We start from the raw sequence: 25,775 nt of genomic DNA on the forward strand, positions 1-25,775 counted from the left end.
TCAGATAGTATAGAATGCTGCTTATCCGCTTAATTTGTTTAACTGGGACATCAGATACATGCCGCCAAAACCATCTTCCTCACTAAAAAAATGGCTCCCTGCAATCTTGCTTGCCCTTGCATTGCATCTTGTGGTCATTATCGTACTATGGAATAGTCAAAAGCAGCCATCACCAACTGCTAACAGCGATAAAGCCATTGCTTCACAGCCGCAAGCTGATGGTACGGCTCAAGAAGCCATTGGAACTAATGGTACAGACGTAGTAGCTACACTCACAGATACTAACTCTGTTGAGAATTCAACAGATGATAAAGAGGATACTGATGAAGAATCTGATAATAATAAAACAGCACAAGTTGATGATTCAGAGTCAGAGGGTTCTAAATCTGAGCAGTCTACTCAGACAACAACCACTGCAGATAAAACCAATGTAGAAAAAGCGGCATCTAAAAAAGCAGAGCAAGCGATAGTTAACAACAATAATGCTACTCCTGATAACGCCTCTCAAGCGCCCTTAATGAATTCTCAGAATGATGCATATAGTAATGCCAACGTAGGACGTCGCCCTCAAGGTAATACTAATGAGCGCTTATTGTTGGAAGATGATGTGCCCAAAGCGCAGGCGGTGGTCACGGCTGATGAGCAGCAATATGATAAGGCAGCGCAAGAGGTTGAGCAGATTAATACTCAGCTAAGCGCTACCATCAATAAAGTAAAAGAGCAGAAAATGCGTGAGATTAAAGCTCAGCAAGAGAGGAATAAAAACCTGCATTTGCAAGATAGGCAAAATCAGCAAGGTAATCGCTTGAACGAGCAGGTCGCTATTGTCAGCGAGCAGTTAGCCGTAGATAAAGCTGCAGAGGCTGAGTTTAGTCACATACAAGAGTAAAGACAGTCGATTTAAAACAAAAAGGGTCAGCACTTAAATTAAGTACTGACCCTTCTTGTTTTAAGACGTTTATCTATCTTTATTTAGCCGTAGTAGTCTATAAATGCCGAGCAGATATCTGGCTACTTGTCTGGACAACCTTGATGCGGGCCTGCGCCATTCTCTTTAATCTGCTTATTGATAGCCTCCAAACGCTCAGGTGTGCCCACATCGACCCAATCGGCTGATAAAACCTCTGCAGTGACCTGCATTTTTAGCATCGCCTGCTTTAATAATGGCGCCAAAGCCATCACCTGCCCTGCGACAACGCCATCAACCAGCTTTGGTGAGACCACACTGATACCAGCAAAGGTATATTTAGGCGCATCTGCAATCGCTGTTTCACTGGCCAAGCCATTATTGATAGCGAAATCGCCATTTGGATTGTGCGCAGGGTTTTCAATCATCAACAGGTGTGCCTTTTGATCCGCACTTAACTGATATTCCATCAGCTGCGACAAATCATAATCGCTCCACACATCACCATTAATCAGAATGAAGGGCGCATTGTCCAATAGCGACTCTCTTAATGCTTTGGCTATCCCGCCAGCAGTCTCTAATGGCTCATCTTCTTCGACAGACCAATGAATCTGTACCCCATAGTCGCTACCATCACCAATTGCCGCCATCAATTTATCGGACAGCCAAGAGCTATTAATAACAATATTGGAAATACCGGCTGCTTTGAGCGCTTTGATATGCCAGACAATTAGCGGTTGACCGCCGACCTTAACCAAAGGTTTTGGCGTCTCTAGCGTCAACGGGCGTAACCGAGTGCCTTTACCCGCAGCCAAAATCATTGCCTGATAAACAGGTTTGCTAGAAGAATTATTGGTACTGTCTGCAGGCTTGATAGAAGTCATTGATTAACCTTTTTTGATGCTTATTTTTTGGACGTGTTTTTATAAAATAATAGCAGTACTGTCAACTATTACCTATTGATAATGACCAAACTTGTGCTCAAATTTTTCAGCAACGTTATTTTGTAGCCAATGCGTCATCGGTTCAACCGCTTGTTTGATATTAGCATCGCCATTATCAACAAGCCACTGCAGCTCTACCATCAAATCACGCCATACTTTAGGAATATCAGCTAAATAACGTGACTTGCCATCACGCTCTGAGAGTCTGACAAAGATCCCTAGCACTTTAAGATGACGCTGTAGACCCATGATATTAGTATCACGCGTCAATGACTTTAGACTGTCTGCATAGCCAAACCCTAGCTGCTGTGAGCGTTGCCAGAAATACTCAATCCAGCTTGCAATTTGCGTTTCACTCCAATCCACGTATGCGTCTCGTACTAAGGAGACCAAATCATAGGTGTAGCTACCTATTACGGCATCTTGGAAATCAATCACTCCAAGCTCGCTGCTATGATATTGGTCTTGCATCAGGTTACGACTGTGATAATCACGATGCACCACCACTGCTGGCTGCTTGGTAATATAGCCAATAATTGACTGGGTAAATTGCTGCCAAATTACTTTTGCTTCGCCCGTTAATTCAACTTCAATATAAGGCAAGAACCAATCGCTAAATAACGCCATTTCTCGCTCGAGCATTGGCGCATCATAATAAGGCACCTCAAACGACTGCTTGGCTGTCGCAATATCAATACCTTGTAAATCTAATAGGCAATCAATCGCCCAACGATACAAGTCATCAATTTTGCCACTGTCTTGTTTTACCTTAGCATCTGATAATAAGTGCGCAAACTCTGTGCTACCAAAATCTTGCAGTACTAAAAACCCATTCGACCCATCTTGAGCCAATAGGGTCGGTACATTAATATGATCGGCCATTAAATGATCAATACGTACAAAGCTCTCAATCGACTCGAGCTCAGGCGGTGCGTCCATAACAACATAACTGGGGTCTAGTTCAGCCTCACATGCCGCTGCTGCATCTTCTAAAAAAACACGGTGATAACGTCGGAAGCTGGCATCTCCGGGCAGGCTCTCTATACGAAAAGATTGATTCTCGAACGCGGACTGTACAAACTGGGTTAATTGCTCAAAACGCTCTGGCGTATGATAACTATTCGGTGATTGTGCAGCGGTTACCGCTTGATTTTGGCTTGGTGAGGTATTTGTCATAATTAGGCACTTATTATTTGCATCATAAATGAGACTGACAAAGCAGCTATCGATTTCGCTGCCTATGACAGCACGTTAACAGCTTTGGCTATTTTGATAACATATTTCTTCAATATAATTGACTGTATTTACTGGTACTTAGCTGCTTATTAATACTAAAATAATCACATAAACTAGCAGGAGTGGTATTCTATAGTCAAAGCCAGCTAAAAAAGGTACAAGGCAACCGAGTGCAAGTACTACTGTAGTAAGCTAAGCGAGGTTAACACCGTAACTCTTTAGTCTGGCTATGATTATATTGTCACTAAATCAGCTTAATTCATGTAGCCGTCAAGATTTTGATAAATTTATGGGAATATAGTGTAGCTGATTTGCCTTTTTTTGACTATGATAAGATACTGCAAATTTATATCATCACTTATCGCCCAACAATTCTATATAATATAGCCTGATAATTCGATGAATTAACCTGCTCATAACAGTTAACAAGAGCGGTGCATCTCATCTGTAGATGCCCGCTAAGTGACATGATACTTTTTAACTCAATATAATAAGGTATTCCTTTGCTGTACTCGCAACTATACCGCAGTATTCTGCGTGCCTGCCGTGACTTCTCGCGCCGCCCGCACACTAAGACTACTCTAGCGATAAGCTTACCCTTATTGATTAGTGTGCCTAGTGCTTATGGTGCCATTATCAGCCCTCAAACAGATAACCACTCATCTGTTGAATCTGCGACGCCTGCTAATCCAGGGGATATCGTTACGCTCAAAGACTCATCAACGCAGTCTGTGAGATCGCTCTCTCGCCAGCAGCCTTCTGCCGCGCAAATAGCCAAGCAAACCACAGTTCAGGTAAATACGCCGTCGACTGTGTCAGAAGAGCCTTTAGTATTCACAAAGTCTTCAGATAATAAGACGACTAATAGTAAATCTGTTAGCGACACTCAAGTTAAATTAAATGAGCCACATGTAACAAGTCATGTGTCAGATGATTCCGACAAGCAATCACCGCTTGCTTCTGATGCCAATAACAATTCAGCGACGACGGCTCAAAAGGTAACTAAGCCTGTTTCTCAAAAAGCATCCGTTAAGTCTGTTGCTAGCCACAATAAAACCAACTCTCATAAATTAGAAACTCAGGTTAAACGTACTTCTAAGACTTCTGCTAATAAGTCAGATTCAGACGAACAAGCCGCAGCGCAGCAATTACGTAACATTGATAATCTACCTTTAACAGCACAGTCAAATTTAGCACCGCAGTCGGACAATGGCTCAATCAGTGATAGTACGTCATCATTAGTGAGTAACGCACCGCCGCCTATTAGTAATGAAGACGGTTATATTGGTATGACTGAAAGCAATGCTTCAGCAGCCGATATAGCAGAGCAAGCACAGAAAAATACAGCCAATGCGGCTAGCAATACTAAAGTTCTAGAAACAACCGCAAACAATACTCAAGCGTCTGGGCTAAAAAAACGCGCCAGTGACTCAAAGACGCTTTCTGAAAGCTTTGAGGAAGACAGTGTTCAAAAAAGTTTAGAGCGATTGGCAGAGTTTTATCAAATACAAGCGAGCGACCTGCGTGATCGTTTGTCTAACTTAGACACCGCCTCCACTGAAAGCAATGTTATCGACGCGAATGCCTCAGCACCTGTCGCAGGACCTAATATCTTCAAGCGTCAATCCGCCTTTGATAACGTACCGCGCTGTGAAGGGGTTTGGGTTACGCCGACTAATTTAGGCACAGATGAGGCCTACCAACAAGCGATCCAGAGAGCGCAGCGTGAAGACGGTCTATCGACTGTTAATGGCCTACCGCTACACGCACAGGCCGATTATGCTTACTACGACAACACCACTTACGTCGAGCTGGCAGGTAATGTCGAGGTTATGCAAAATGGTCAACTGGTCACCGCAGATCAGGTGTCTTTAGACTTAAACAGCGGCATCGCCGGCGCCAAAGGCCGCGTATTATTAGCATACTCAGGTCCAACCAATCCAGATACCTCAGTGACTAATCTAGAGCAATTGGTAACCAATCAGCGTACGCACAATCAAAATGGACTAATTGCCGTTGCTGATGAGTTGGCTTACAACACAACCAGTAGCCAAGCGACTGCTTACGATGTAGCCTTTGCTAGCGTACCAATGCAGGCCCATGGTTATGCTCAAAAGCTGAACAAGCCAGATGAGACACACTACCAATTAGACAAGGTGATGTTCTCAACCTGTCCACCTGCCAATCGCAAGTGGCAAATTGAAGCACAACAAATTGACATCGATACAGAAAGCGGCCGCGGTGAAGCATATGATGCGACTTTCCGTCTGGGTAAAGTGCCCGTATTTTATCTGCCCTACTTTAACTTCCCAATTGATGACAGACGCAGTTCGGGTCTATTAACCCCAAGTGCGCGTATTGATAGTGACAGCGGTCTGAAATTAAGCGTACCTTATTATCTGAACTTAGCACCAAACTACGACGCAACGATAACCACTGACGTTTATACCAATCGTAATCCGATGTTGACCGGTGAATTCCGTTATTTAACCGATAATTTCGGTGATGGTAAATTGACCGCGGCCTATATGCCAAATGATAAAGAATATGATGATGAAGACCGCCGCGGTATCTTCTTTGAACATGGTTGGGTGTCAAAAGAGATACCTCGCTTATCTGCTGATGCCGTATTCAGCTATGTGTCTGACCCTGACTATGTCAGCGACTTTGACGACTTTGGTCTCGTTGAAAACCGTCTGAATTTACCCAGACGTGCTCAGGTTAATTATTATAACGATTACGTAGATGCACAATTTAAGGTAGAAACCTTCCAAAGCTTAGATGCGGTTGATGTCGATGGTAATGAGATTCAGGACAAAGACAAGCCCTATTCTCGTCTACCGCAACTATCTATTGATTATCGTTTGCCACAATTTAGCGGTGCGTTTAATAATTTACGGATTACTGGTACACATGACACCGCTTACTTCAAAAAATCGATTCATGATGACTCTGAAAGTGAAAAAAGTGGTGTGCGTCTGTTTAATGAGCTAAGCGCCAGCTATCCATTAGAGAATACATGGGGCTATATGACCCCCAAAGTGAGCTTACAGCATCTGTACGCCGCTTACGATGAAGAGAGTCGTATTGATAACGATGTGTCTCGCTCTGATAACGACAAAACAGCCTTTGTGCCTAAGTTTAGTGTCGACTCTGGCGTAAATTTATATCAATCAGGCTCACCATTTGGTTGGTTTGATAATTCTTTAGGGGGTTATCAGTTGTTGACCCCACGCTTAAAATACACTTATGCAGCATATGATAAGCAAGAAGACATTCCCAACTTCGATACCCGTGTGGCTTCATTCGATTATGACCAGCTCTTTGCAGACAGCTGGTTCTTAGGCCATGACCGACTGGCAGACAGTAACAACGTATCTGTCGGCGTAAACTATCGTTACATCGATGCCATGGGCGTGACAAGATTTGATGGTAGTATTGGTGACCAATTCTTTTTAGACAAACCCAAGGTCACCCTAGGGCCTGATGACGAAACCTTTGATGCCAACTCAACCGGCGTGGCCTGGCGCTCAAGTGTGCAGCCATACCGTAATATTTGGTTTGACTTCAATGGTGCTTTAAACTCAGACAATGATTTGAACTACATCTCAAGTCAAATCAGATATCGCCCGACGCCAAACAGCTTAATTAATTTTGGTGTGGTCGAGCGTAAAGAGGACCCTATCACTAACCAGTCGAGGTTATCGGCATTAACTGCGTCGACCATTATTCCTATTAGCAATAACTGGCGATTTATGGGTCAAGGTCAATATGACAGCCGCAATAATAAATTTATTGACGCGACTCTTGGTGTGGATTATGAAGATTGCTGTTATGGCTTCTCTATCTACGGACGCAGTTATTATAATGATTTAAATTTAGATAAAGACCCAAACCATGCTGTAATGGCGGAATTTAGAATTAAAGGTATCGGTAATCGCAGCAGTCGTCTAAGCAGACACTTAGACGATAAAGTCTTAGGTTTTGAACCTGTTGATTCATTATGGAGATCAAGATAAAGCGAAATAATGGGTAGCCAATGACGGCTATTACCGCTTTACCGAGAATAACTGATATATAGTATTACCCCTTTAGATACATTTATTTTACTTAGATATTAAATTAATAAGCAGGCCAACTATGACGATACTCAGCCCAATCTCAAGCAGTGAACATAAGCCAAATCTTAGCACTTCTCCTCAACCAACCTTTGGTACTGGTCGATTAAAGACCTTAACCCGCACCCTGATGATCAGCTCAGCGCTTGGTTTATTGACTGTCCCTGCTTATGCTGCCAACGAGACAGAGAATAAAACTGCCGAAGCAAGTGAAGTGAGTTCTGTACAGACTCTTGAGACAACGTCTACAAAGGCGCCAACGCCTATTTCAGCACGTGAAAGTGATAACGGCTTAATCGCTTTGGTTAATGACACCCCTATTCTTAAAAGCGACTTAGCCCAAGGCATCGCTGCTGCTCGTGCACAGATTCAAGCCAGCGGTCAGCCTATGCCAAGTACTCAACAATTACAAAGTGAAGTGTTGAACAGCCTGATTATGCGTGAGCTACAGTTGAGTATGGCTAAAAGAGCCGGCATCCGTCCTAATCCAGATGCGGTTAACCAAGGATTAGCGCGTATTGCACAATCACAAGGCTACAGCTCATTAACAGAATTGCAGCAAGCTTTAGATGCCCGTCAGCCAAGCAGCTATGCTAACCTTCGCTCAAGAATCATTGAAGAAGAGTCTTTAAAAACCTTGCAACAAAGCCAAGTAAGAAACCGTGTAAGTATCTCTGAGCAAGACGTGGATGCTTTCTTAGCGTCACCAGAAGCACAGCGCCTGCAGCAGACTGAATACCATACCATTCATATCCGTGTACCTTTTAGTGATGACTACAGCCGCATCACCGATAGCGAAAAAGAACAAGCCATGCAAATTGCGCAGCAAACCCGTGCGTTATTACAAACCACGAATGACGCACAAATAGTCTTAGATGAGTTGTCAAATGGTATTGCTCGTGACTATGTGACACCGGTACAAGGGGGAGATATGGGCTATCATGAAGCCTCTACTTTGCCGACTGATATTGCAAAAAGCATTACCCCATTAAACCCAGGTGATGTGACAGAACCACAAATCACACCAGCAGGTATTGATGTGGTCAAATTGGTCGATAAGCGTGGCAGTGAAAATATGATTATTCCGCAGTGGAAAGTCCGTCATATCTTAGTTCAAGCTGATGCAATGAACAGCGATGCGCTGGCTGAACAAAAGATTAATGATATTTATGAGCAGCTGCGCCGTGATGCTGACTTTGCCGCATTGGCAGCCACCTATTCAGACGATCCTGGTTCAGCCGGCCGTGGTGGTGATTTGGACTGGGTAGCTGAAGGTCAAATGGTACCTGAGTTTGAAGAGATGATGAAGCGTACACCAGAGGGCGATTTCTCAACACCGTTCAAATCGCAGTTTGGTTGGCATATTCTTAAAGTAGAAGACACCCGTGAGAAAGATGTGAGTGACACAGTTAAGCGTAATCTAGCCCGTGATGCGCTATTCCAACGCTTGGCGCCTCAAGCGCAAGAAGATTGGTTACAAGAATTACGTGCCAACGCCTATATCCAAATCTTTGACTAAGGTGGTTTAGCCTTCAAGGCTTAATACTATAGGATCAAAAAGGAGCCCGCAATATTAATATCGCGGGCTCCTTTTTGATTAAGTATTAGGGCGTGTGGAACATTCGCAAATTAGCACTGCTGATAGCTAAAATTGTTTCAGACTAGGCGTAAACCGTAGTTAATGTCTAGACCTTGACTAGGTTTGCAACAACGTCTGGGGCGATTTTAGCATCAGCCTCACTCGAGCACAGCTCTCGCCTTGCGAACGGGCAAAGCAGTGCTTTGCTTAATCCGTTCTCAGGAGCGGGACTCTTTTTTGCCAATAGTTTGCGAAATTGTCTAACTTAGAATGACTAAGCGTCAAAAATTTCACTGCATATTGACTAAAAAATAGTCGCCGCCAGTGCCATGGTCGAATGTTCCACACGCCCTAGTCTAATTTCTATAATATAGTCAGAGAATTCTAAAATGGTGACAAGGTCACCAAGCACATGTACTATATATGTAGGCTTAGCGATATTAATACCGTAACTATCTAGTAGTAACTGACTATAATTACGCAAAGACAACTATAGACCTAATACACCTCGTGGATCGACAGGACTGCCATCTTCACGCACTTGGAATTCTAAACCTACTTGTGAAGTCTGACCAGAACTACCCATGCTAGCGATACGCTGACCGGTTTGTACGCGGTCGCCCTCTTTCACAAACAGCTGCTCATTATGAGCATATACCGTGATATATCTATCATCGTGTCGAATCATGACTAAGTTGCCATACTCTGGTAAGCCATTACCTGCATACAAAACTTGACCAGATTTACTGGCAACGATAGGGTCGCCTGTGCGGCCACTAAACCACATACTCATCTCGCCAGTACTGGCATTAAAGTTCTTAGTGACTGGGTTAGTCGTTGGATAGGTATAACCCGTTTCTGATACGCCGTTACTGGTCTGTGGCGCTGGTCTGTTATTTTGTACAGGTGGGGCTGAATAGGTCGGTGTATTACGTACTGGCTGTGCTCTATTAGCAGATACAGGTGGCGCCATGTTACCGCCCTCCCAAAGCTTTAGCCACTGCCCTGCATAAATAGTGTAACGGCTATCTAAGCGGTTTAATGCGCCTAATTGGCGATAATTTAGGCCATAACGTGCCGCAATCTCGCTAACTGTGTCGCCTGATTGAACTTTATAGAAATTTGGAACGCCGCGTGCATTTACTTGAATATTTGGACCACCGGCATTTTGATAGACAGGCTTGGTCGCACAGCCTGATAGCATTAAGGCACCGCCTAGAACTGCAAAAGCTATGCCCTTTAACTTAAATGACGTGGTATTTTTTGATACTAACTGGTTATCACTACAAGCATCTGAGGTGTGCCCGTCTAAAATAATCGTCTTAGACATGAAAGTCTCCCTATAAAAAATACAATATTGACAATAGATTCAAAGATAACGAAAAAGTGTACGACAGTGACTTTATAATACAATAACGGCCAGTACAGGCATTATTTAATTGCAATATAACGCGGTACTACCAAAATTTCTGATTTATAATCCTAACCACATAATGACCTAAGTCAATATACAATCAACACCTATAACGTTTCTTTACAGAGCATACAGGCTTGGTTAGGGTAAGGCTTTTAAAACCTGCTAAAATATCAACAGGGTCTAATGTTATCCACTAAATCGCTTTATTTGTTAGACCAATAGTATAAAACTATTTAATCGCTACTGCCGATGCCGATCGCTTATTTTTTTAATACGCTGCTCTTTCTATTACTGTACTACCAAAGTACTTAAATAGCGCTAAAGACGGATTACAAAAATAATCGTTACGCATTTAGAAAAGTCGGGTCACAGTTGCTAAACATCTACCCTCTCAAAGCGTGGGATAATAGACCATATAATAAATACAAGATGTGATAAAAGACAGGCTTGATCCAATATATTCCGTAAAGCTATATACCCTAAAGCTTGAGATTACTCGATAGCGGCTTTACTACTTGAACACGATGATGATGACTATGGAAAATTTAATGAAAGAATATCTAGGTAATAAATTGGCCAAAACAGCAAATAAATTATTGGTTACTGCAGCGATGGGGTCAGTTGCGCTCTTTACTTCTGTATTAACCCATGCAGCGGAAACAACTATCCCAGTTGACTTAGCCGGTGCCAATGCGACTAAGCATGAAATTGCCGTCTTGCAGGTTCTTTCAGAGGTCTGCCCGCCAATGCTAAGCAATCGGCAACGTGCAGGCTTCCGTAGATCTTACAATGCACAGTTAAAACAAATGCTACCAACCATTGATAACCCGAAAGCAGCCATTCAATATTTGTCTACTCAGCAAGACTATAAAGTTATTTTGACCAGCATGCGCAATTGGACCATGGGCTTTTCTCGTGAAGAGAACAAAGCATTATGTAACGACTTGGCCGATGCAGAGTTATAAATAGCTACTGGTGCGTTTACATATCAGCTAATTAACCTAATGAGTAATGACAAACAATAGCAAATTTATTTAGGTTATTTAGGTCGGCTCCCAGCGGGTCGGCCTTTTTGTTTGCCTGTAGTGCCTCTTTTGTAACGATACTGAACTCACCTAAAAACTTTATCAACTTGTTGCAAAATTATAGGGCCTAATTTAGCGCCTTTATTACTCAATTATTTGTTTCACCACCATGAGCAATTTGTTAATATATTCCCTCGTTTGGCGTAGGTCTTATTCTTCTAGGTCAAGCATGTACTTTTCAGTCTCTATTATGTGATATTCTTAGAATCTTAAACATTTACCTCAAATTTAGCTTTATTTAGATATAGTCAGAAAACCTTAGACTGTACTACGAGACCACCCACGCTTGTTAACCTGCTTTGAAATAATAAGCTTATACTACCTGCCTTGGCATTCTTGTGGTGAGTTTCAAACGACATCACTATACTCTAAATTAACTCTGACCAAATATGGTGTCTTAGATATGACCGCTCTTTCAACCAAGCTATTACCTTCTGTTAAATCCTTGTTACTAGGCACAAGCGCTCTACTGCTTTCTGCAACGTCAATGGCTGCTATCAGTCCGCCTGAAATGGACAACGCCGCTTACGTGTTAATGGACTATGATACCGGCGTTATCTTGGCTGAGAAAAATGCCGATCAGCCGCTACCGCCTGCCTCATTAACAAAAATGATGACCAGTCATATTATTGAACAAAAGCTGCGTTCAGGCGAGCTCAAAGAAGATGAGCCGGTACTGATGAGCGAAAATGCATGGTGCCGTGGTAGCAGCAACCAGTCTTGTATGTACGTACCTGTGAATAAGACGGCTTCAGTAATTGATATGCTGCGCGGCATTATTATTCAGTCTGGTAACGATGCATCTAAAGCCATGGCAGAGCATTTGGCAGGTAGTGAAGAAGCCTTTGCCGAAATGATGAATGCCGAAGCCAAGCGTTTGGGCATGACCAATACCCACTTTAAGAATGCCACAGGTATGCCAGATGAGGGCCATCAAGCCTCTGCACGTGACTTAGCTATCCTTGCGCGTGCCATTATTAATGAGGGCGGCGATTATTATAATATCTACTCTGAAAAAGAGTTTACCTATAATAATATTACTCAAGGTAACCGTAACGCCCTATTACTTACCGACTCTACCGTTGATGGCCTAAAAACAGGCCATACTAATGCCGCCGGTTATTGCTTAGTGGCATCAAGTAAACGTGATGATATGCGCCTTATCTCTGTAATTATGGGCAGTCAAAGCATGCAAGCGCGCGCTGATCAGTCACGTGAACTACTCAACTGGGGCTTTGGTCACTTTGATACTGTAGTACTAGCGCCTCAAGGTCAATATATTGATACCTTACCCGTCTATTTTGGTAAATCCGATTCTGTGAAAGTGGCCACTGGGGAGGCATTAAAAGTATTAATCGCCAAAACCCAAAAAGACAAAGTGAGCACTGTGGTTAATATCTCAGATAACATCAGCGCACCTATCAGTAAAGGTCAGGAAATCGGTAAAATGATGGCTGTTGTTGATGGCAAATCAGTTGCCTCTGTGCCTATTATTGCTACAGAATCGGTCGAGGAGTCTGGCTTCTTCATGCGTGCATGGCAGCATGTGACCAAATGGTTTAGCAGCTTGTTTTAAGCTGTCATGGTTTGAATAATAGTCTATAGATCGCTTGGTTATTAAAATAAATAGCAACCATAAAACATAACAAGGGGACGACTATTAATAGCCGTCCCCTTGTTACCTCTCTATCTTTTGAATACCAATATGGTTATATCACAGCCACTGCTTTAATAAATTCGCCTGCTCTTCATAAGGCAATTGCGGACTAAGCACATAATCAAGGCCGACCGCTTCTAATTCTGCAAGCTTATGCTCAGGCAAATCGCTTTGATACCATACTAATAAGACACGCTGACTCATCTCTTGCTCACGAACCGATTGACACAGTATATTGACGGTATCATAAGATGTGTATTCAGAGATTAATACCAATTGCGCGGTCTGATTATTTAACTGCTCCATTAGGCTATCAATATTTTTGACCACAGTTACTGAGGCACCATAGGCCTCTAGATTGTTGATGCTGTTAGAGGTGAGCGCTGCTACTTCTAGTGATTCATAATCTTGCTCAAAGACAAGTATGTTGATGCCAGCCAGCTGAGTAAGTACCTGATGTAATCGCCAATCACGTAAATTTAGTACTAAGGTAAAGGTTGAGCCTTTATTTTCTACACTAGACACATTTAACTCGCCACCTAATAACTGTACCAGCTTATAAACCACGCCAAGGCTAATACCGCTACCTTTGTTCGGACTCTGGTCCGCAGGGCTGACTTGGAAAAAGGGCACAAACACGTTTTTCATATGTTTGTTATTGATGCCAATACCGGTATCCGTTACTTTTACTGTCCAACGTACGTTCTGTTTAAAATAATCAATCTTAGAATCAATATGGATGCTACCTGATTCGGTATATCGCACTGCATTATTGACTAACTCTTCAATAATGCGGCGTATTTTGGTGTCATCTCCAGCCAATAAGGTATCGATATGGTGAATATTTGTGACAAAAGACACGCCTTTCTTGTTGGCTTGTGGCTTATATTTCTGCGCAATACTATCAATGATCTGAACAGGACTTAGATCAATCACACTGATACTGACCTGCCCACTCTCAATACGGTTCAGCTGTACAATTTGGCTGAGTGTCGACTCTAAATGCGTTACGCCTTCTCGTATCTCGGTGACCGCACTTGCCAGCTCATTACTAATATATTGGCTGTCCATAAGCTTAAGCCCACTACTGATGTCATCGAGTGAGTTTTTTAACTCATGAATAATCATGCTTTGAAAGCTGCTATTTTGACTCGCCGATTGTTGCTGCCGCTGATGTTGACTGCCTTCTTTTTTTAAGACGTCGTAATTAGCACTGAGTAATCGATATTGTTTAATCAATAGCATTACCAGTGCATGCATATCATTTAACTCAGCAAACCTCTTTTCATGCAAAGTTAGCGGATTGGTGTCGATATAGGTTTTAGTCGCCGCCTGTTTTGCCTGATTTCCCATACTTGTCAAAGCGTGTAGAGGCACACGCAGTCGCCAATAAATAAAGGCCAAGAAAATCAAAAAGCCTATTAGCATCATCCCCAGTATATGGGCATACTGCTTAAACCACTGTGCACGTAGCTGCTGCAAATCAACAATAATACTGATATGACCAATTAATGTGGCATTGTTCTCTATCGGTAAATTATGAATAGCTGTTGCAGAATGGTTGAAATATTGAGGTGGGTGCTGGTTAGATGTGTTTGTTGTATTGTTAGCTTCAGTTCGAACAACCTCCGTATGCACACTCATTGAAGGATTAAACAGCGCATTTCTCCAATCACTGTCTTGCGGATTATCAGCGACAATCGCTTTGTCAGCAGTATAGAAGCTAATGTCCTTCAAAACCCTGTCCTGCTTCATGCTCATATTCACTTGTTCAGCAACAACATCGCTGTAATTAAGCGATGCATTATGACTTAATAAGTGCGCTAAGCTTTCAACCTCAACCTTTTTACTTTGGTAAGTATCATATAAACCAGTGCCAATCACAAACATCAGCGAGAGCAAAAATAGCACACATACAGGAAGCGCCACATTCAACCAAATGTAGCGCGACAACGTTATTTTAGAATATTTAGAGTAAATAGTCGGTCACCATTAACACCCCGTGCATTATTATGCTAATGCTTTACTAAGGCCACTATTTTTTATGAGACCCTTTTTTGTATTTTCTATCACGGCGTTTTTGACGCGCCTCTGATACACCCGGTCTGAGCGTTTTGGCTGAGGTGGTTTTCTTGCCAGCATATGGGTTGGTATTGAGCTTAAATTCAACTTTTAACGGCGTACCCTCAAGATTAAACACTTTACGAAATTCGTTTTCTAAATAACGCTGATAGCTTTTCGGCAATGAGCCGGTCTGGTTACCATGAATCACGATAATCGGAGGATTGTGCCCACCCAAATGCGCATAACGCAGTTTAATACGGCGTCCGCCTGACATTGGCGGCGGATTAGCAGCTACAGCATCTTCTAGAATCTGCGTCAGACGATTGGTCGACACTTTAAACATTGAAGAGGCGTATGCCTTATGGATAGATGGATATAAATTACCCACATTAGTGCCATGCAGCGCTGAGATAAAGTGGACTTTGACATAAGGGATAAAGCTAAAACGGCGATCAAGCTCGATATGAATCATGTCTTTTTTATCTTCAGAAAGACCATCCCATTTGTTAATCGCAACCACAATAGCGCGGCCGGCATCTAACGCATAACCCAACATGTGCAAATCTTGATCCACAATGCCTTCTTGCGCATCAATCACCACAATAACGACGTTTGAGTCTTTAATGGCTTGCAATGCTTTAATAACCGAGAATTTCTCGACTTTCTCACCGATACGGCCACGGCGACGCACACCTGCGGTATCGATTAGCACGTAGCTTTTGCCGTTGCGCTCAAAAGGAATATAAATACTGTCACGTGTGGTACCTGGCATATCATAAACCACAACGCGGTCTTCACCCAGCATACGGTTAACAAGCGTTGACTTACCGACGTTTGGACGACCAATAACTGCCAGTTTCAAACCCTCTTGTGGATCATCTTCCACATCTTCTGGCATATCAGCCGTCAAATCTTCAAGCAAGTTACCAATACCGCGGCCATGGCTGGCAGTCATTGGATATGGCTCGCCCAATCCTAATGCATAAAACTCGGCTGGCGCAGCATCATGGACACCATCAACTTTGTTGGCAACCAAATAAACTGGCTTACCTAATGTATGCAGCATTTTGCCGATTTCAGCATCTGCACCCACCATGCCTGCGCGTGCATCGACCACAAATACCAAAATATCGGCTTCATGAATGGCTGTGTGCGACTGAGCTGACATATAATCATCAATACTGCCCTGACCATCATCGGCCTCACCAATACCACCAGTGTCAATAACAATAAAAGATTTATTCTCGTAGGTGGCGTCACCGTACTGTCTATCTCGGGTCAGACCAGACAAGTCAGCAACCAGTGCTTGACGTGATTTGGTCATTTGGTTAAATATTGTCGATTTACCCACATTTGGGCGACCAATTAAGGCGACGACAGGTTTTATGGACATTTTTTATCTCACTTGGTTTTACAAAGCTTTAATGATTGGTCTTAATCAGAGTGCTTGATATTAAATTAGGGGTAATAAGTGGCTAAGGCAATCTTGCGACATAGTACGTTTTGAAGTAAGGAGTCAGACAATGCGTACGCTTTTAGAACTTGACAGTTGATATTCATCACAAAATTTAAGTTGAGTTATCAATGCGTAGTTTTTAAAATGATTGCCAGTATATTAGAAAATATAAAAATTTAGCGGTTAACTTACTAACCCGAGGTCAGCTTAATAACATTTATTTGAATATCAGTCGTTTACAGCAGCAAGTAGCTGCTCATCACCGGCTTATCAAGCACAATATCTATTACGCGTATTTTAAATGGTATACGAGACTATTTGAAGTTAGATTGCTTGGTTATGATAACATGGTTTTAACCCTCTTAATAATGAACCTAACTCAATTATGTCAAGACGCTCTGCTCCTTTTGTCGCGCCAGAAGATATTATCGAAAACCCTACCAGCAAGGAGGGTAAAAAGCATGCCAAAGAATTGCTGTCGACCTTGCAGGCAGATATTGCCGCGTTTCGCCATGACCAGTTCCCGCCAGATATCTTAAGGCAAGTTCGAGACATGCCTATATATGAGGGCAATCAAGATGAGGTTAGCGCTTACCATAATCGCTGGAAGCCTTTAATTGAGCGTGCTCTACAGTTCTACCCGTCCGCTTATATGCCACCGGATATTCTGCCTTTACCGGCAAGTCTTGAGATTCCGCAGTTTATTTATCATGTTCAGCGCCTGCATTTAACCAAGACCCGTGCTAAAGAATCCAAAAGCTTCGGCTCTGTCGGTGCATTAATCGATAAATGCGGTGATTTTAGTAGTCAAGAACTGCTTCAACTTGAGCGCGTATTCGAGCATGATGAAACCGCAAGGCTAGTCGCGCATCGTGAGTTTATTGACCTTCGTGCTTATGTTTTCTGCCGTGATAATAAAGGTGCGCTACTAGAGCCTGAACGCGTCAGATTCTACCGCACTGGACTCATTGTCCACGCACTGCCTGACTTTAAAATTGTCGACAGCCGTCAAAAGCCGCGTAAACGCCGCAATGATGCTTATACCAATCCACTAGCCGACAATGGCACGTGGAAGGTCTATAAGAAAAAATAGTCTGTTATTTGACTCAAAACAGCTTTATTTAACATAAATACGATTCGTGATAATGTCATCTTCCTCTATTACTTATTACTTATTGCTTGACGCCCATAAACCATCAATCAACCTTAAAACAAACGACAGCAAGCGAGCCTATTCTCGTTATCCATTAATCGTTAATTATTAATTATTAATTATTAATTATTATAAACCGTAAATATAATAAGGACCCTTCATGCTCGCAGCATCCATTGTTCAACCTAGCTTAATGTTACAAGCGACGATATTCTTGGGTGCGGCATTGTTGCTGGTGCCTTTGGGCAAGCGCTTTGGGGTCTCTACAGTGCTTGGATACTTGGTAACAGGCTTGCTGCTTGGCCCGAGCGTACTTGATGTGGCCGGTGATGCCGAGAGCCTCATGCATTTTTCTGAGTTCGGTGTGGTGATGCTGCTGTTTGTAATCGGTCTGGAATTACAGCCTTCTCGGTTATGGGCACTACGCCGCTCCATCTTTGTATTCGGTGGTCTGCAAGTTGGGGTCACCGGTATTATTCTGATGGCGCTGCTGTATCAATTTACCGATTTAAAGCTTGACACTACCTTTATTGTTGGCTTTGGTCTGGCCTTATCATCAACCGCTTTTGTGCTACAGGTGCTCACCGAAAAAGAGCAGTTATCAAGTACGCATGGCCGTGAAGCCTTTACCATCTTATTATTCCAAGACATTGCGGTTATCCCACTGCTCGCGGCCATCCCTTTCTTATCTGGTGTGCGTGAGCAAACCTATGACTTGGTATATTTTGCCAAAGTTATCGCCGTATTCGGCGGGTTATTCTTAGTCAGCCGTTATGTAGTACGTCCCTTCTTTAAATTTGTCGCCTCTAGTGGTGCGACTGAGCTGTTAACTGCCGTTGCCTTATTTATTGTAATGGGTGTGTCAATTTTGATGGGTCAAATTGGCTTATCAATGGCACTTGGTGCATTCTTAACTGGTGTACTACTTGCTGACTCCGAATACCGTCACGAACTTGAAGCGAGTATCGAGCCGTTTAAGGGCTTGCTGTTAGGCTTGTTCTTTATGTCGGTAGGTATGCTAACCGACGTGAAGCTTATCGTTGAGCATCCTATTGTTATTTTCGGTGCTGCCATCGCCTTAATGCTTATTAAGTTTGGCATTATTACAGTCATTGCTCGTCTGTTAGGCAACCGTCTGCCCACCAGTATTCGTTTGGGTGTGACCTTGGCTCAAGGTGGTGAGTTTGCGTTTGTCTTGTTTGGTACTGCGGCGACTCAAAACGTACTGCGCCCAGAACTTGCCAATATGCTAAACCTAATCGTGACGGTTTCGATGGCACTGACACCGGTTGCGTTTGTTTTACTTGAGAAAATTGGCGAGCCCATTTTTCAGAAACGTCAACCAAGCCGTGAATACGACAGTATTCCGGACCATGAGCATCCAGTGATTATTGCTGGTTTTGGCCGTGTCGGTCAGATTATCGGCCGTGTACTGCGTATGCATAACATCGAATTTACCGCTATTGAGAACTCGGCTAACCAAGTAGATTTCGTGCGTAAGTTTGGTAACCAAGTTTATTATGGTAATCCGCAGAACCCGCAGATTCTGCGTACTTCAGGTATTGATAAAGCACGCGTCTTTATTATTGCCATTGACGATGTAGAGCGCTCTATTTCGACTGCTAAATACCTGCATAACCATTATCCACACCTTAAAATATTGGTACGTGCGCGCAACCGTTCTCATTTTTATCGTCTGCGTGAAATTGGTATTACTCATATTTGGCGTGAAACTTATCTATCTTCACTCGATATGTCACGTGAGTCGCTAGAACTATTGGGGATTTCACCTGAAAAGGCACGTGAGACCATCACCGCCTTCCGTGATTATGATGATGAGCTGCTCAATCAGCAGCAAGCGGTATATGAGGACGAAGCGCAGCTGATTGCCACCACCCGCTCCTCCTTGATGGAGCTTGAGAGTCTATTTGACTCTGACCATGATGAGGGTAAAAAGTTGGACTTAGAAGAAATTGAAACCGCTGTGGGTATTCATAAATAAAGTGGCTAATCAGCCTAGCTCGATTAATAACGACTGGCATCGCTTGCTCACTCTTTAGAAATAAGAGAAGCAAAGTGATGCTAGTTTTCGATACAACTGGTTGGCTTTTGACGCTCATTTAACGAGGTCACACATTGCCACTTTGCATCTTTGTCTGTAGAAGGTCGATACATAATGAAAGTCTGACCATTTAAATTACGATTAGGGAATGGCACATCTTTGATACTAGCAGTGAGTACGCAGCTGCTTTGTTTTGCCCCAAGTGCCGGCGTGTCCTCAGTGACCTCTAGACTCAAATGCTGACCGCTAGTGTCAAAGGTTATCCCGACCGGACATTTGCCTTGAACACGGTACATATCTTCAATATGGCTGGTGGCCATACGTGTTGTCGCAAAGGTATCTTGAATAATCCCATTGGCTTTGGGCTTGGCATACAGCGGTAAAAACTGCACTTGCAGCACGGTCAATAAAAATATAAATAACCCAAAGGCAATCCCCAATCCAACTTGGCTCACTCCGCCCTCACGGCGCAAATGTGCCTTTTGCTTTTCAGGCTCTTTTGGGTAAGCCTCAATCGCGTCGGCTATCTCTCGGCGTGCCATACGGTAATAATAGGCATCCGACCAGCGTGCCACCATTGCTGCCCAAAATAACCAAATAATGCCCGCAATACTTAATCGAGTCAGCATTTGATAGGCATCTGGAATATGCGGCATAAATACGAATTCAAACGCAGTTAAAATAATTGCCATATTGAGCTGAATAAACGACCAGCCCGCCACCGTATAGACAATAGAGTCTAAATAGCGCTTTCGGTATAACAGCCAGCCAAAGGTGGCAAAAAAGGATGCCCAGTGCCATTTGGGTGACAAATACCCTTGCTTATCAAACTCGGCAAAACGCTTTAAATAATAGACTTGTGAACGCTTACCGATAAACCATTTATCCAGCTGCGTACGCTGCTCAGGCGTTAACTGCTCTTGATAAAACGGTGGCGGTGAAGTCTCTTCAATAAACAACATACGGGCTAGGCCTTATTTATATAAACATCTATCGTATTTTGGTTGCGCAAACTATCGCGGTTTGCGCATCGTTTTATAGGGCGATAACCGTTATAATACGCCAAAATGCCTGCTTTTTTTAGCACAGCGACTCTTTGGAATATTCTTTTTTGACTCTTAGGATGTATTCGACCTTAAGTGTCCATATTAAACCAATGATTGCGCGCTTTATACTAAAGCAGCCTATCCTCAAACCTATACCCATTGTGAATACTCTATATCGGTAAGTTGTTAGTCTAATAATCACAGGCAAAGCAGACTGAACCTAGATGGCGATATTACACAAGGGGTATCATTACGACAATAGTGGACGATATTATTTATATGAGCGCCGATAACACTACTAACTCAACTCCGACAACCCCTACCTCTCATGCAGCGGATGATAACAAAGACGTACAGTCATCTGAGCTTAACATAGCAGATAACAGCAAATCGACTGGCAAAAATGCCGAAGATGATGTTACTCATCGCCGCTTAATTAATACCTATATGAAGCGCCGCACTCATTTAAATAAAAGTGCAGAGCAAGCCCTTACTGACCCCGCTTACGCCAAATATATTGTCAATACCATGGATGACAGAGGTCAAGGTATTATTGATGATATTACCAATTTGCGTGCTTTGTTTGCTGATACGGAGCAAACACCCAATGGGACCGATGCGCCGCTAACGTTTGAGATTGGCTTTGGTATGGGCGGCTCACTGATTGAAATGGCCAAAGCTGAGCCAACGCGTAACTTTGTGGGTATTGAGGTGCACGAGCCAGGTATTGGTAAATGCGCATTTATGGCTGGCGAGGAAGACCTTAAAAACCTTAAGATTATTAATGGTGATGCCATTCGCTTGATGCAGCAATTGCCAGAGAATCATATCGATCGTATCCAGTTATACTTCCCTGATCCTTGGCAAAAAAAGCGTCATTATAAACGCCGCTTTGTTAGTCCAAAACGCATGGAAATTGTAACCCGAGTCATTAAAACAGGTGGCTGGTTCCATACTGCAACCGATTGGGAGCATTATGCGTTCTGGATGCTAGATGTGTTAGACAACTTTGAAGGGCTTACCAACACAGCTGGCAAGGGTAACTTTACGCCGCGTCCTGACTTTCGTCCGATGACTAAGTTTGAAAAACGTGGTATAGACCGTGGTCATGGCGTTTGGGATTTGATTTACATCAAAGACTAGTCATTATTGAACTTACCATTGATTATGACATTATCGTGAAACAATGCAAAAATTAGCGTCTCAAGGCGCTATTTTATTGCCCTGATTGGCTACTGCGAACAAAATTATCACTACCTTCTCTATTAATCATTCGCTGCTAACCGTCATTTAGTAAGGCTTTGCGAAGTTGTCCCCATTCGCTGTGGATAACCCTGTGGATAAACGAGGTATTGACAGTGCCTGACCTAGGCAGCATCGTGGCTTAAATAAAATTGCTCATTTTTTGTACAATTTATTTTATAAATAAAATCAATGACTTATAAATCTGACGTTTTAAATGACTGGCTGTTTTAAAAATTTCTGTCAGAATTTTAAATTTACCATGATGTTCCACAAGTTGACTTGGAGGTCTAAAAAAGGTGTGGATAAGTCATATTTTTTTATGAATCCTGTTGACTTTTATCAACTTATATCTACTCGGTTATTCCATCAACCAACACTAAGCTATTTTCTAAAATAAAAAAGGCACTTATCAATGAAGCTACGTATTTTAAGTGTGGGCGGCAAGATGCCTAAGTGGATTGATACTGGATTTAACGAGTATCACAAGCGTATTCAGCCTATGCTGACCACTGAGATGGTCGACTTACCTGCCGCTAAACGCGCCAAGAATCCATCAGAGGCCAATTTGGCGCAATATCGTGAGCAAGAAGGCAAAGCAATTCTGGCCACGCATCAAAGCAGCTCACGCGAAAAGCTGTGGGTACTTGATGTGAAGGGTAAGATGCTATCGACCGAACAATTAGCAAATAAGCTGAGTGATGCGATGCAAATTGGAGATGATGTGGCGCTAGCCATTGGTGGTGCCGACGGCGTATCGCCTGACGTATTGGCCGCGGCTGATTTTAAATGGTCTCTATCGCCATTGACACTACCGCACCCACTGGTACGCGTAGTGCTAATGGAGCAGCTGTATCGGGCGATGAGTATTAATAACAATCATCCATATCATCGTGGCAATTAATCATCTAGATAATTAGTTATAGAAGGTCTTAAGGATTGAGATTTCAAGTACAACACTCACCGGTCTTCTTTGCTTTAAAAAAAGCACCCTGCCCCCATAACTAGCACATGACATATACAAATAAGACACACGGCTCGACCTTTAGCGTTCCGGCTTCAGTGACTCCGCTCACCAGCTTTGAGCCGGTCGCTAATCAGACCCGTAAGCAAAAATTTCGCTCTATGCAAGCGCTGGCCACCTTGCCTGCGTTATTTATATCGCATGGCGCACCAAGCTTTGCACTTGAAAGAAGCACCACGACCAACGCCTTAGCTCGTGCCGGCCAGAATCTGCCTAAGCCCAAAGCCATTGTTATCATGTCTGCGCACTGGGTCACCCAGACCTTAGAGATTGCCAGCAACCCTACTCCGCAAACGTGGCATGATTTCTCAGGCTTTAGCCATGAGCTTAACAGTATTGAATATCCTGCATTAGGTCATCCGCAGCTAGCAGAATCGTTATCTGCACAGCTTAATAAGATGGGTGTAATCAACAGCCTTAATCCACTGCGTCCGCTTGACCATGGAGTGTGGGCCCCGCTATTGCATTTGTATCCAAACGCCGACGTGCCTATCGTGCAACTATCATTACCCAAACACTTTGATGCCTATGCCTGTTATCAATTGGGTAGCTTATTTACCCAATTGCGTCATGAGCAAATACTGGTTATTGGCTCAGGCAGTATCACCCATAACCTTGCTGCTATAAACTGGAATGCCGAAAGTGAAGATGCGTTAGCCAAATCCTTTAAGGTATGGCTGCTACATCAATTAAAAACCGATATTCCAAACGCATTAGAGTGGCGTCAGTTCGAAGACATCGAAAAAGTACACCCAACTTCTGAACACCTACTACCCTTATTCTTTGCACTGGGCTCAGGGCAACGGGTGTCTGTGATTCATGAAAGTATCGCTCATCACAGCTTGGGTATGGATATCTACCGTTTTGATTAAACAGGTTTGAGTCAATCGTTCGTCTACCCCAATGCTTCGTTTAACCTGCTAAGCGTATTTTTATTTACTTAGGATGTTAAATCACACTGACTGCCCAATAATGGGCTGATTTTTGTTAAAATAGACCTTCTTTATAACCCCTTATTTCTAGCTTTTACGCTTAACTTTATTTAGCAAGATATTACATTGCACATTATTCTTTTCACATTGACGTCACACCGTTTTGAATCCATACCTTATAGCTTATATAGCGTGTCTATAGTAGATGGATAACCCTTTAGCTAACAGTATGTCATAGAGATTTAATCCGGTGCTGACCTTAACTTTGAGCAACTTATGACAACTATGACGGATACCTCCTCTTCAAACCTTCATTCAAATAATAGCGATGCCGGTAATGCCAATCAAAATGCAGTGGTGCTACTCTCTGGCGGCTTAGATTCAGTGACTTGTCTGTACTGGGCAAAAGAGCGTTATGCCAACGTTACTGCGGTAAGCTTTAACTATGGTCAACGTCATAACAGTGAATTGGTTGCCGCCAAGAGTATTGCCAAACAAGCCGGCGTTGATCATAAGATTATTGATATAGATATTGCGCAGCTTGGAGGCTCATCGCTGACTGACCACGAGATGGCTATTCCTGATGGCGATGATGAGAAGTTCCCGACGCATACTGATACCATTGATAATGATGCCATTCCAAACACCTATGTGCCTGCGCGTAATACAATCTTCTTATCTTATGCACTGGCGGTAGCGGAAGTCACCAATTCAAATCATATTGTAATTGGGGTGAGCTCAGTTGATTATTCAGGTTATCCAGATTGCCGTCCTGAATATATCCATGCTTTTGAAGTGATGGCGAATTTGGCGACGAAAGCTGGCGTCACTGGCCATAAGCTGCATATCCAAACTCCGCTACAAACCCTATCTAAAGCGCAAACGATTCAATTAGGACATTCATTGGGTGTGGATTATTCACAGACTATTTCTTGTTATAAAGCAGACAGCAAAGGCCGCGCCTGCGGTATTTGTGACAGCTGTACGTTACGTAAAAGAGGCTTTAAAGATGCAGGAATTGCAGACCCTACTCGATATGTAGAGGCTTAATTGAACCCTAAATTGTAACTGATGAGTAACATTTGCTTGCAACCTGATAGCAAAATTCATTATTAAAAATGGCTTGAGCTTGGTAAGGTATAAAACCAAAATTAAGCGACTATTAATGCTTATTAATATCTAGACCCTTAATGCACAATACGCCCAATCATAAATTATGATGTGGTTAGGGCGTATTGTATACTTAGCCAAGACCCATTACGGTATTTAGCTTTTTTGGTCAGTATTAATAGTCACTATTCACTTTTTACTATCTGCAAAACCTCTCTCTTTAAAGGACGCTGCTTCATGATCTCTATTACTAAAAAGATTGCCCCTCTTTTTGCTCTAGGTGCTTCAGCTATGATGCTAATGACACCCGCTCACGCTCTAGATATTAAGCAAGAGCAAATCAATCAGTGTGTTAAAGGTACTGTAAAATATAAAGTTGCTGATAATGCAACCGCTAAAAAATTGTGTAGCTGCACCGTAGACGTACGCTCTAAAATGACATTGGGTCAAATGTGGGAAATCGAAAGCTATGCACAAAGCGGCAAAGACCCTTCTAAATTGTCTTACGCTAAGCGCATGCAAAAAGACTTACAGCAATGTGCAAGTGGTCTAAAATTAAACCCACCAAAAAAACCTAGCTAATTATTAAGGCCTTTAGTGAAGGCTTTTAGCATCAGGTTATCTGGCTTTATCTATTAAGTGCAGACACTGAAAGATTACGAAATGGGGCTGGCATGTGCTGGCCTTTTTTTATACGATGACGTATGACCTTTATGGCAATATAGTGTTTTGCCGACCCTACT

Annotated in this window: 18 protein-coding genes; 12 read left to right on the forward strand and 6 right to left on the reverse strand. The window is 42.8% G+C overall.

Annotated features, from left to right (window positions below):
* Positions 1-58 precede the first annotated feature (58 nt).
* Positions 59-889 (forward strand): hypothetical protein, encoded by an 831-nt coding sequence (locus tag AC2SLO_RS09505; RefSeq protein WP_495637071.1) that lies wholly within the window; start codon positions 59-61, stop codon positions 887-889.
* 122 nt (positions 890-1,011) lie between these two features.
* Here AC2SLO_RS09505 and murU read toward each other — a convergent pair whose 3' ends face one another.
* The gene (gene murU / locus AC2SLO_RS09510) at positions 1,012-1,791 is read right to left on the reverse strand and encodes an N-acetylmuramate alpha-1-phosphate uridylyltransferase MurU (protein ID WP_486542980.1); all 780 of its coding nucleotides are present in this window, start codon (positions 1,789-1,791) and stop codon (positions 1,012-1,014) included.
* Between the two features lie 72 nt (positions 1,792-1,863).
* The gene (locus tag AC2SLO_RS09515) at positions 1,864-3,027 is read right to left on the reverse strand and encodes an aminoglycoside phosphotransferase family protein (RefSeq protein ID WP_486542978.1); all 1,164 of its coding nucleotides are present in this window, start codon (positions 3,025-3,027) and stop codon (positions 1,864-1,866) included.
* Positions 3,028-3,590: 563 nt separating this feature from the next.
* On the opposite strand from AC2SLO_RS09515, the gene lptD reads away from it, so the two are divergent.
* Together lptD and AC2SLO_RS09525 are read left to right on the forward strand one after the other, a co-directional pair.
* Positions 3,591-7,106 (forward strand): LPS assembly protein LptD, encoded by a 3,516-nt coding sequence (gene lptD / locus AC2SLO_RS09520; RefSeq protein ID WP_486542976.1) that lies wholly within the window; start codon positions 3,591-3,593, stop codon positions 7,104-7,106.
* A gap of 121 nt (positions 7,107-7,227) precedes the next feature.
* Positions 7,228-8,724 (forward strand): peptidylprolyl isomerase, encoded by a 1,497-nt coding sequence (locus AC2SLO_RS09525; protein ID WP_486542974.1) that lies wholly within the window; start codon positions 7,228-7,230, stop codon positions 8,722-8,724.
* Positions 8,725-9,274: 550 nt separating this feature from the next.
* On the opposite strand, the gene AC2SLO_RS09530 is transcribed toward AC2SLO_RS09525, so the two are convergent.
* Positions 9,275-10,114 carry a peptidoglycan DD-metalloendopeptidase family protein gene (locus AC2SLO_RS09530; protein WP_486542957.1) on the reverse strand — a complete coding sequence of 280 codons (840 nt, stop codon included), beginning with the start codon at positions 10,112-10,114 and terminating at the stop codon, positions 9,275-9,277.
* 635 nt (positions 10,115-10,749) lie between these two features.
* Here AC2SLO_RS09530 and AC2SLO_RS09535 point away from each other — a divergent pair.
* Both AC2SLO_RS09535 and AC2SLO_RS09540 read left to right on the forward strand, forming a co-directional pair.
* Positions 10,750-11,166, forward strand: a complete 417-nt coding sequence (locus tag AC2SLO_RS09535; protein ID WP_486542956.1) for an MCR_0457 family protein — start codon at positions 10,750-10,752, stop codon at positions 11,164-11,166.
* Positions 11,167-11,689: 523 nt separating this feature from the next.
* Entirely contained in the window at positions 11,690-12,862 is a 1,173-nt protein-coding gene (locus AC2SLO_RS09540) for a D-alanyl-D-alanine carboxypeptidase family protein (protein WP_486542954.1), read from the forward strand.
* A 138-nt stretch (positions 12,863-13,000) separates the two neighbouring features.
* Here the strand turns inward: AC2SLO_RS09540 and AC2SLO_RS09545 are convergent, their stop codons facing one another.
* Positions 13,001-14,872: a sensor histidine kinase gene (locus AC2SLO_RS09545; RefSeq protein ID WP_486542952.1), complete on the reverse strand. Its 1,872-nt coding sequence runs from the start codon at positions 14,870-14,872 to the stop codon at positions 13,001-13,003.
* A gap of 106 nt (positions 14,873-14,978) precedes the next feature.
* Positions 14,979-16,400, reverse strand: a complete 1,422-nt coding sequence (gene der, locus AC2SLO_RS09550) for a ribosome biogenesis GTPase Der (RefSeq protein ID WP_486542950.1) — start codon at positions 16,398-16,400, stop codon at positions 14,979-14,981.
* A gap of 448 nt (positions 16,401-16,848) precedes the next feature.
* Here der and AC2SLO_RS09555 point away from each other — a divergent pair, with 448 nt between their 5' ends.
* Entirely contained in the window at positions 16,849-17,556 is a 708-nt protein-coding gene (locus AC2SLO_RS09555) for a hypothetical protein (protein WP_486542948.1), read from the forward strand.
* A gap of 220 nt (positions 17,557-17,776) precedes the next feature.
* The gene (locus tag AC2SLO_RS09560; protein WP_486542946.1) at positions 17,777-19,618 is read left to right on the forward strand and encodes a monovalent cation:proton antiporter-2 (CPA2) family protein; all 1,842 of its coding nucleotides are present in this window, start codon (positions 17,777-17,779) and stop codon (positions 19,616-19,618) included.
* Positions 19,619-19,698: 80 nt separating this feature from the next.
* Here AC2SLO_RS09560 and AC2SLO_RS09565 read toward each other — a convergent pair whose 3' ends face one another.
* Positions 19,699-20,640, reverse strand: coding sequence for a DUF2628 domain-containing protein (locus tag AC2SLO_RS09565; protein WP_486542944.1), 942 nt, complete (start codon positions 20,638-20,640; stop codon positions 19,699-19,701).
* A 363-nt stretch (positions 20,641-21,003) separates the two neighbouring features.
* Here AC2SLO_RS09565 and trmB point away from each other — a divergent pair, with 363 nt between their 5' ends.
* The 5 genes from trmB (at position 21,004) to AC2SLO_RS09590 (ending at position 25,614) form a co-directional block, all read left to right on the forward strand.
* Positions 21,004-21,867, forward strand: a complete 864-nt coding sequence (gene trmB / locus AC2SLO_RS09570) for a tRNA (guanosine(46)-N7)-methyltransferase TrmB (RefSeq protein ID WP_486542942.1) — start codon at positions 21,004-21,006, stop codon at positions 21,865-21,867.
* Between the two features lie 514 nt (positions 21,868-22,381).
* Entirely contained in the window at positions 22,382-22,870 is a 489-nt protein-coding gene (rlmH, locus tag AC2SLO_RS09575) for a 23S rRNA (pseudouridine(1915)-N(3))-methyltransferase RlmH (protein WP_486542940.1), read from the forward strand.
* 221 nt (positions 22,871-23,091) lie between these two features.
* The gene (locus AC2SLO_RS09580; protein WP_486542970.1) at positions 23,092-23,862 is read left to right on the forward strand and encodes a DODA-type extradiol aromatic ring-opening family dioxygenase; all 771 of its coding nucleotides are present in this window, start codon (positions 23,092-23,094) and stop codon (positions 23,860-23,862) included.
* Between the two features lie 345 nt (positions 23,863-24,207).
* Entirely contained in the window at positions 24,208-24,972 is a 765-nt protein-coding gene (gene queC, locus AC2SLO_RS09585; protein ID WP_486542968.1) for a 7-cyano-7-deazaguanine synthase QueC, read from the forward strand.
* A gap of 297 nt (positions 24,973-25,269) precedes the next feature.
* Positions 25,270-25,614 carry a hypothetical protein gene (locus AC2SLO_RS09590; RefSeq protein ID WP_486542938.1) on the forward strand — a complete coding sequence of 115 codons (345 nt, stop codon included), beginning with the start codon at positions 25,270-25,272 and terminating at the stop codon, positions 25,612-25,614.
* The last annotated feature ends 161 nt before the right edge of the window (positions 25,615-25,775 follow it).

This window comes from Psychrobacter sp. CX14, from assembly GCF_057396205.2.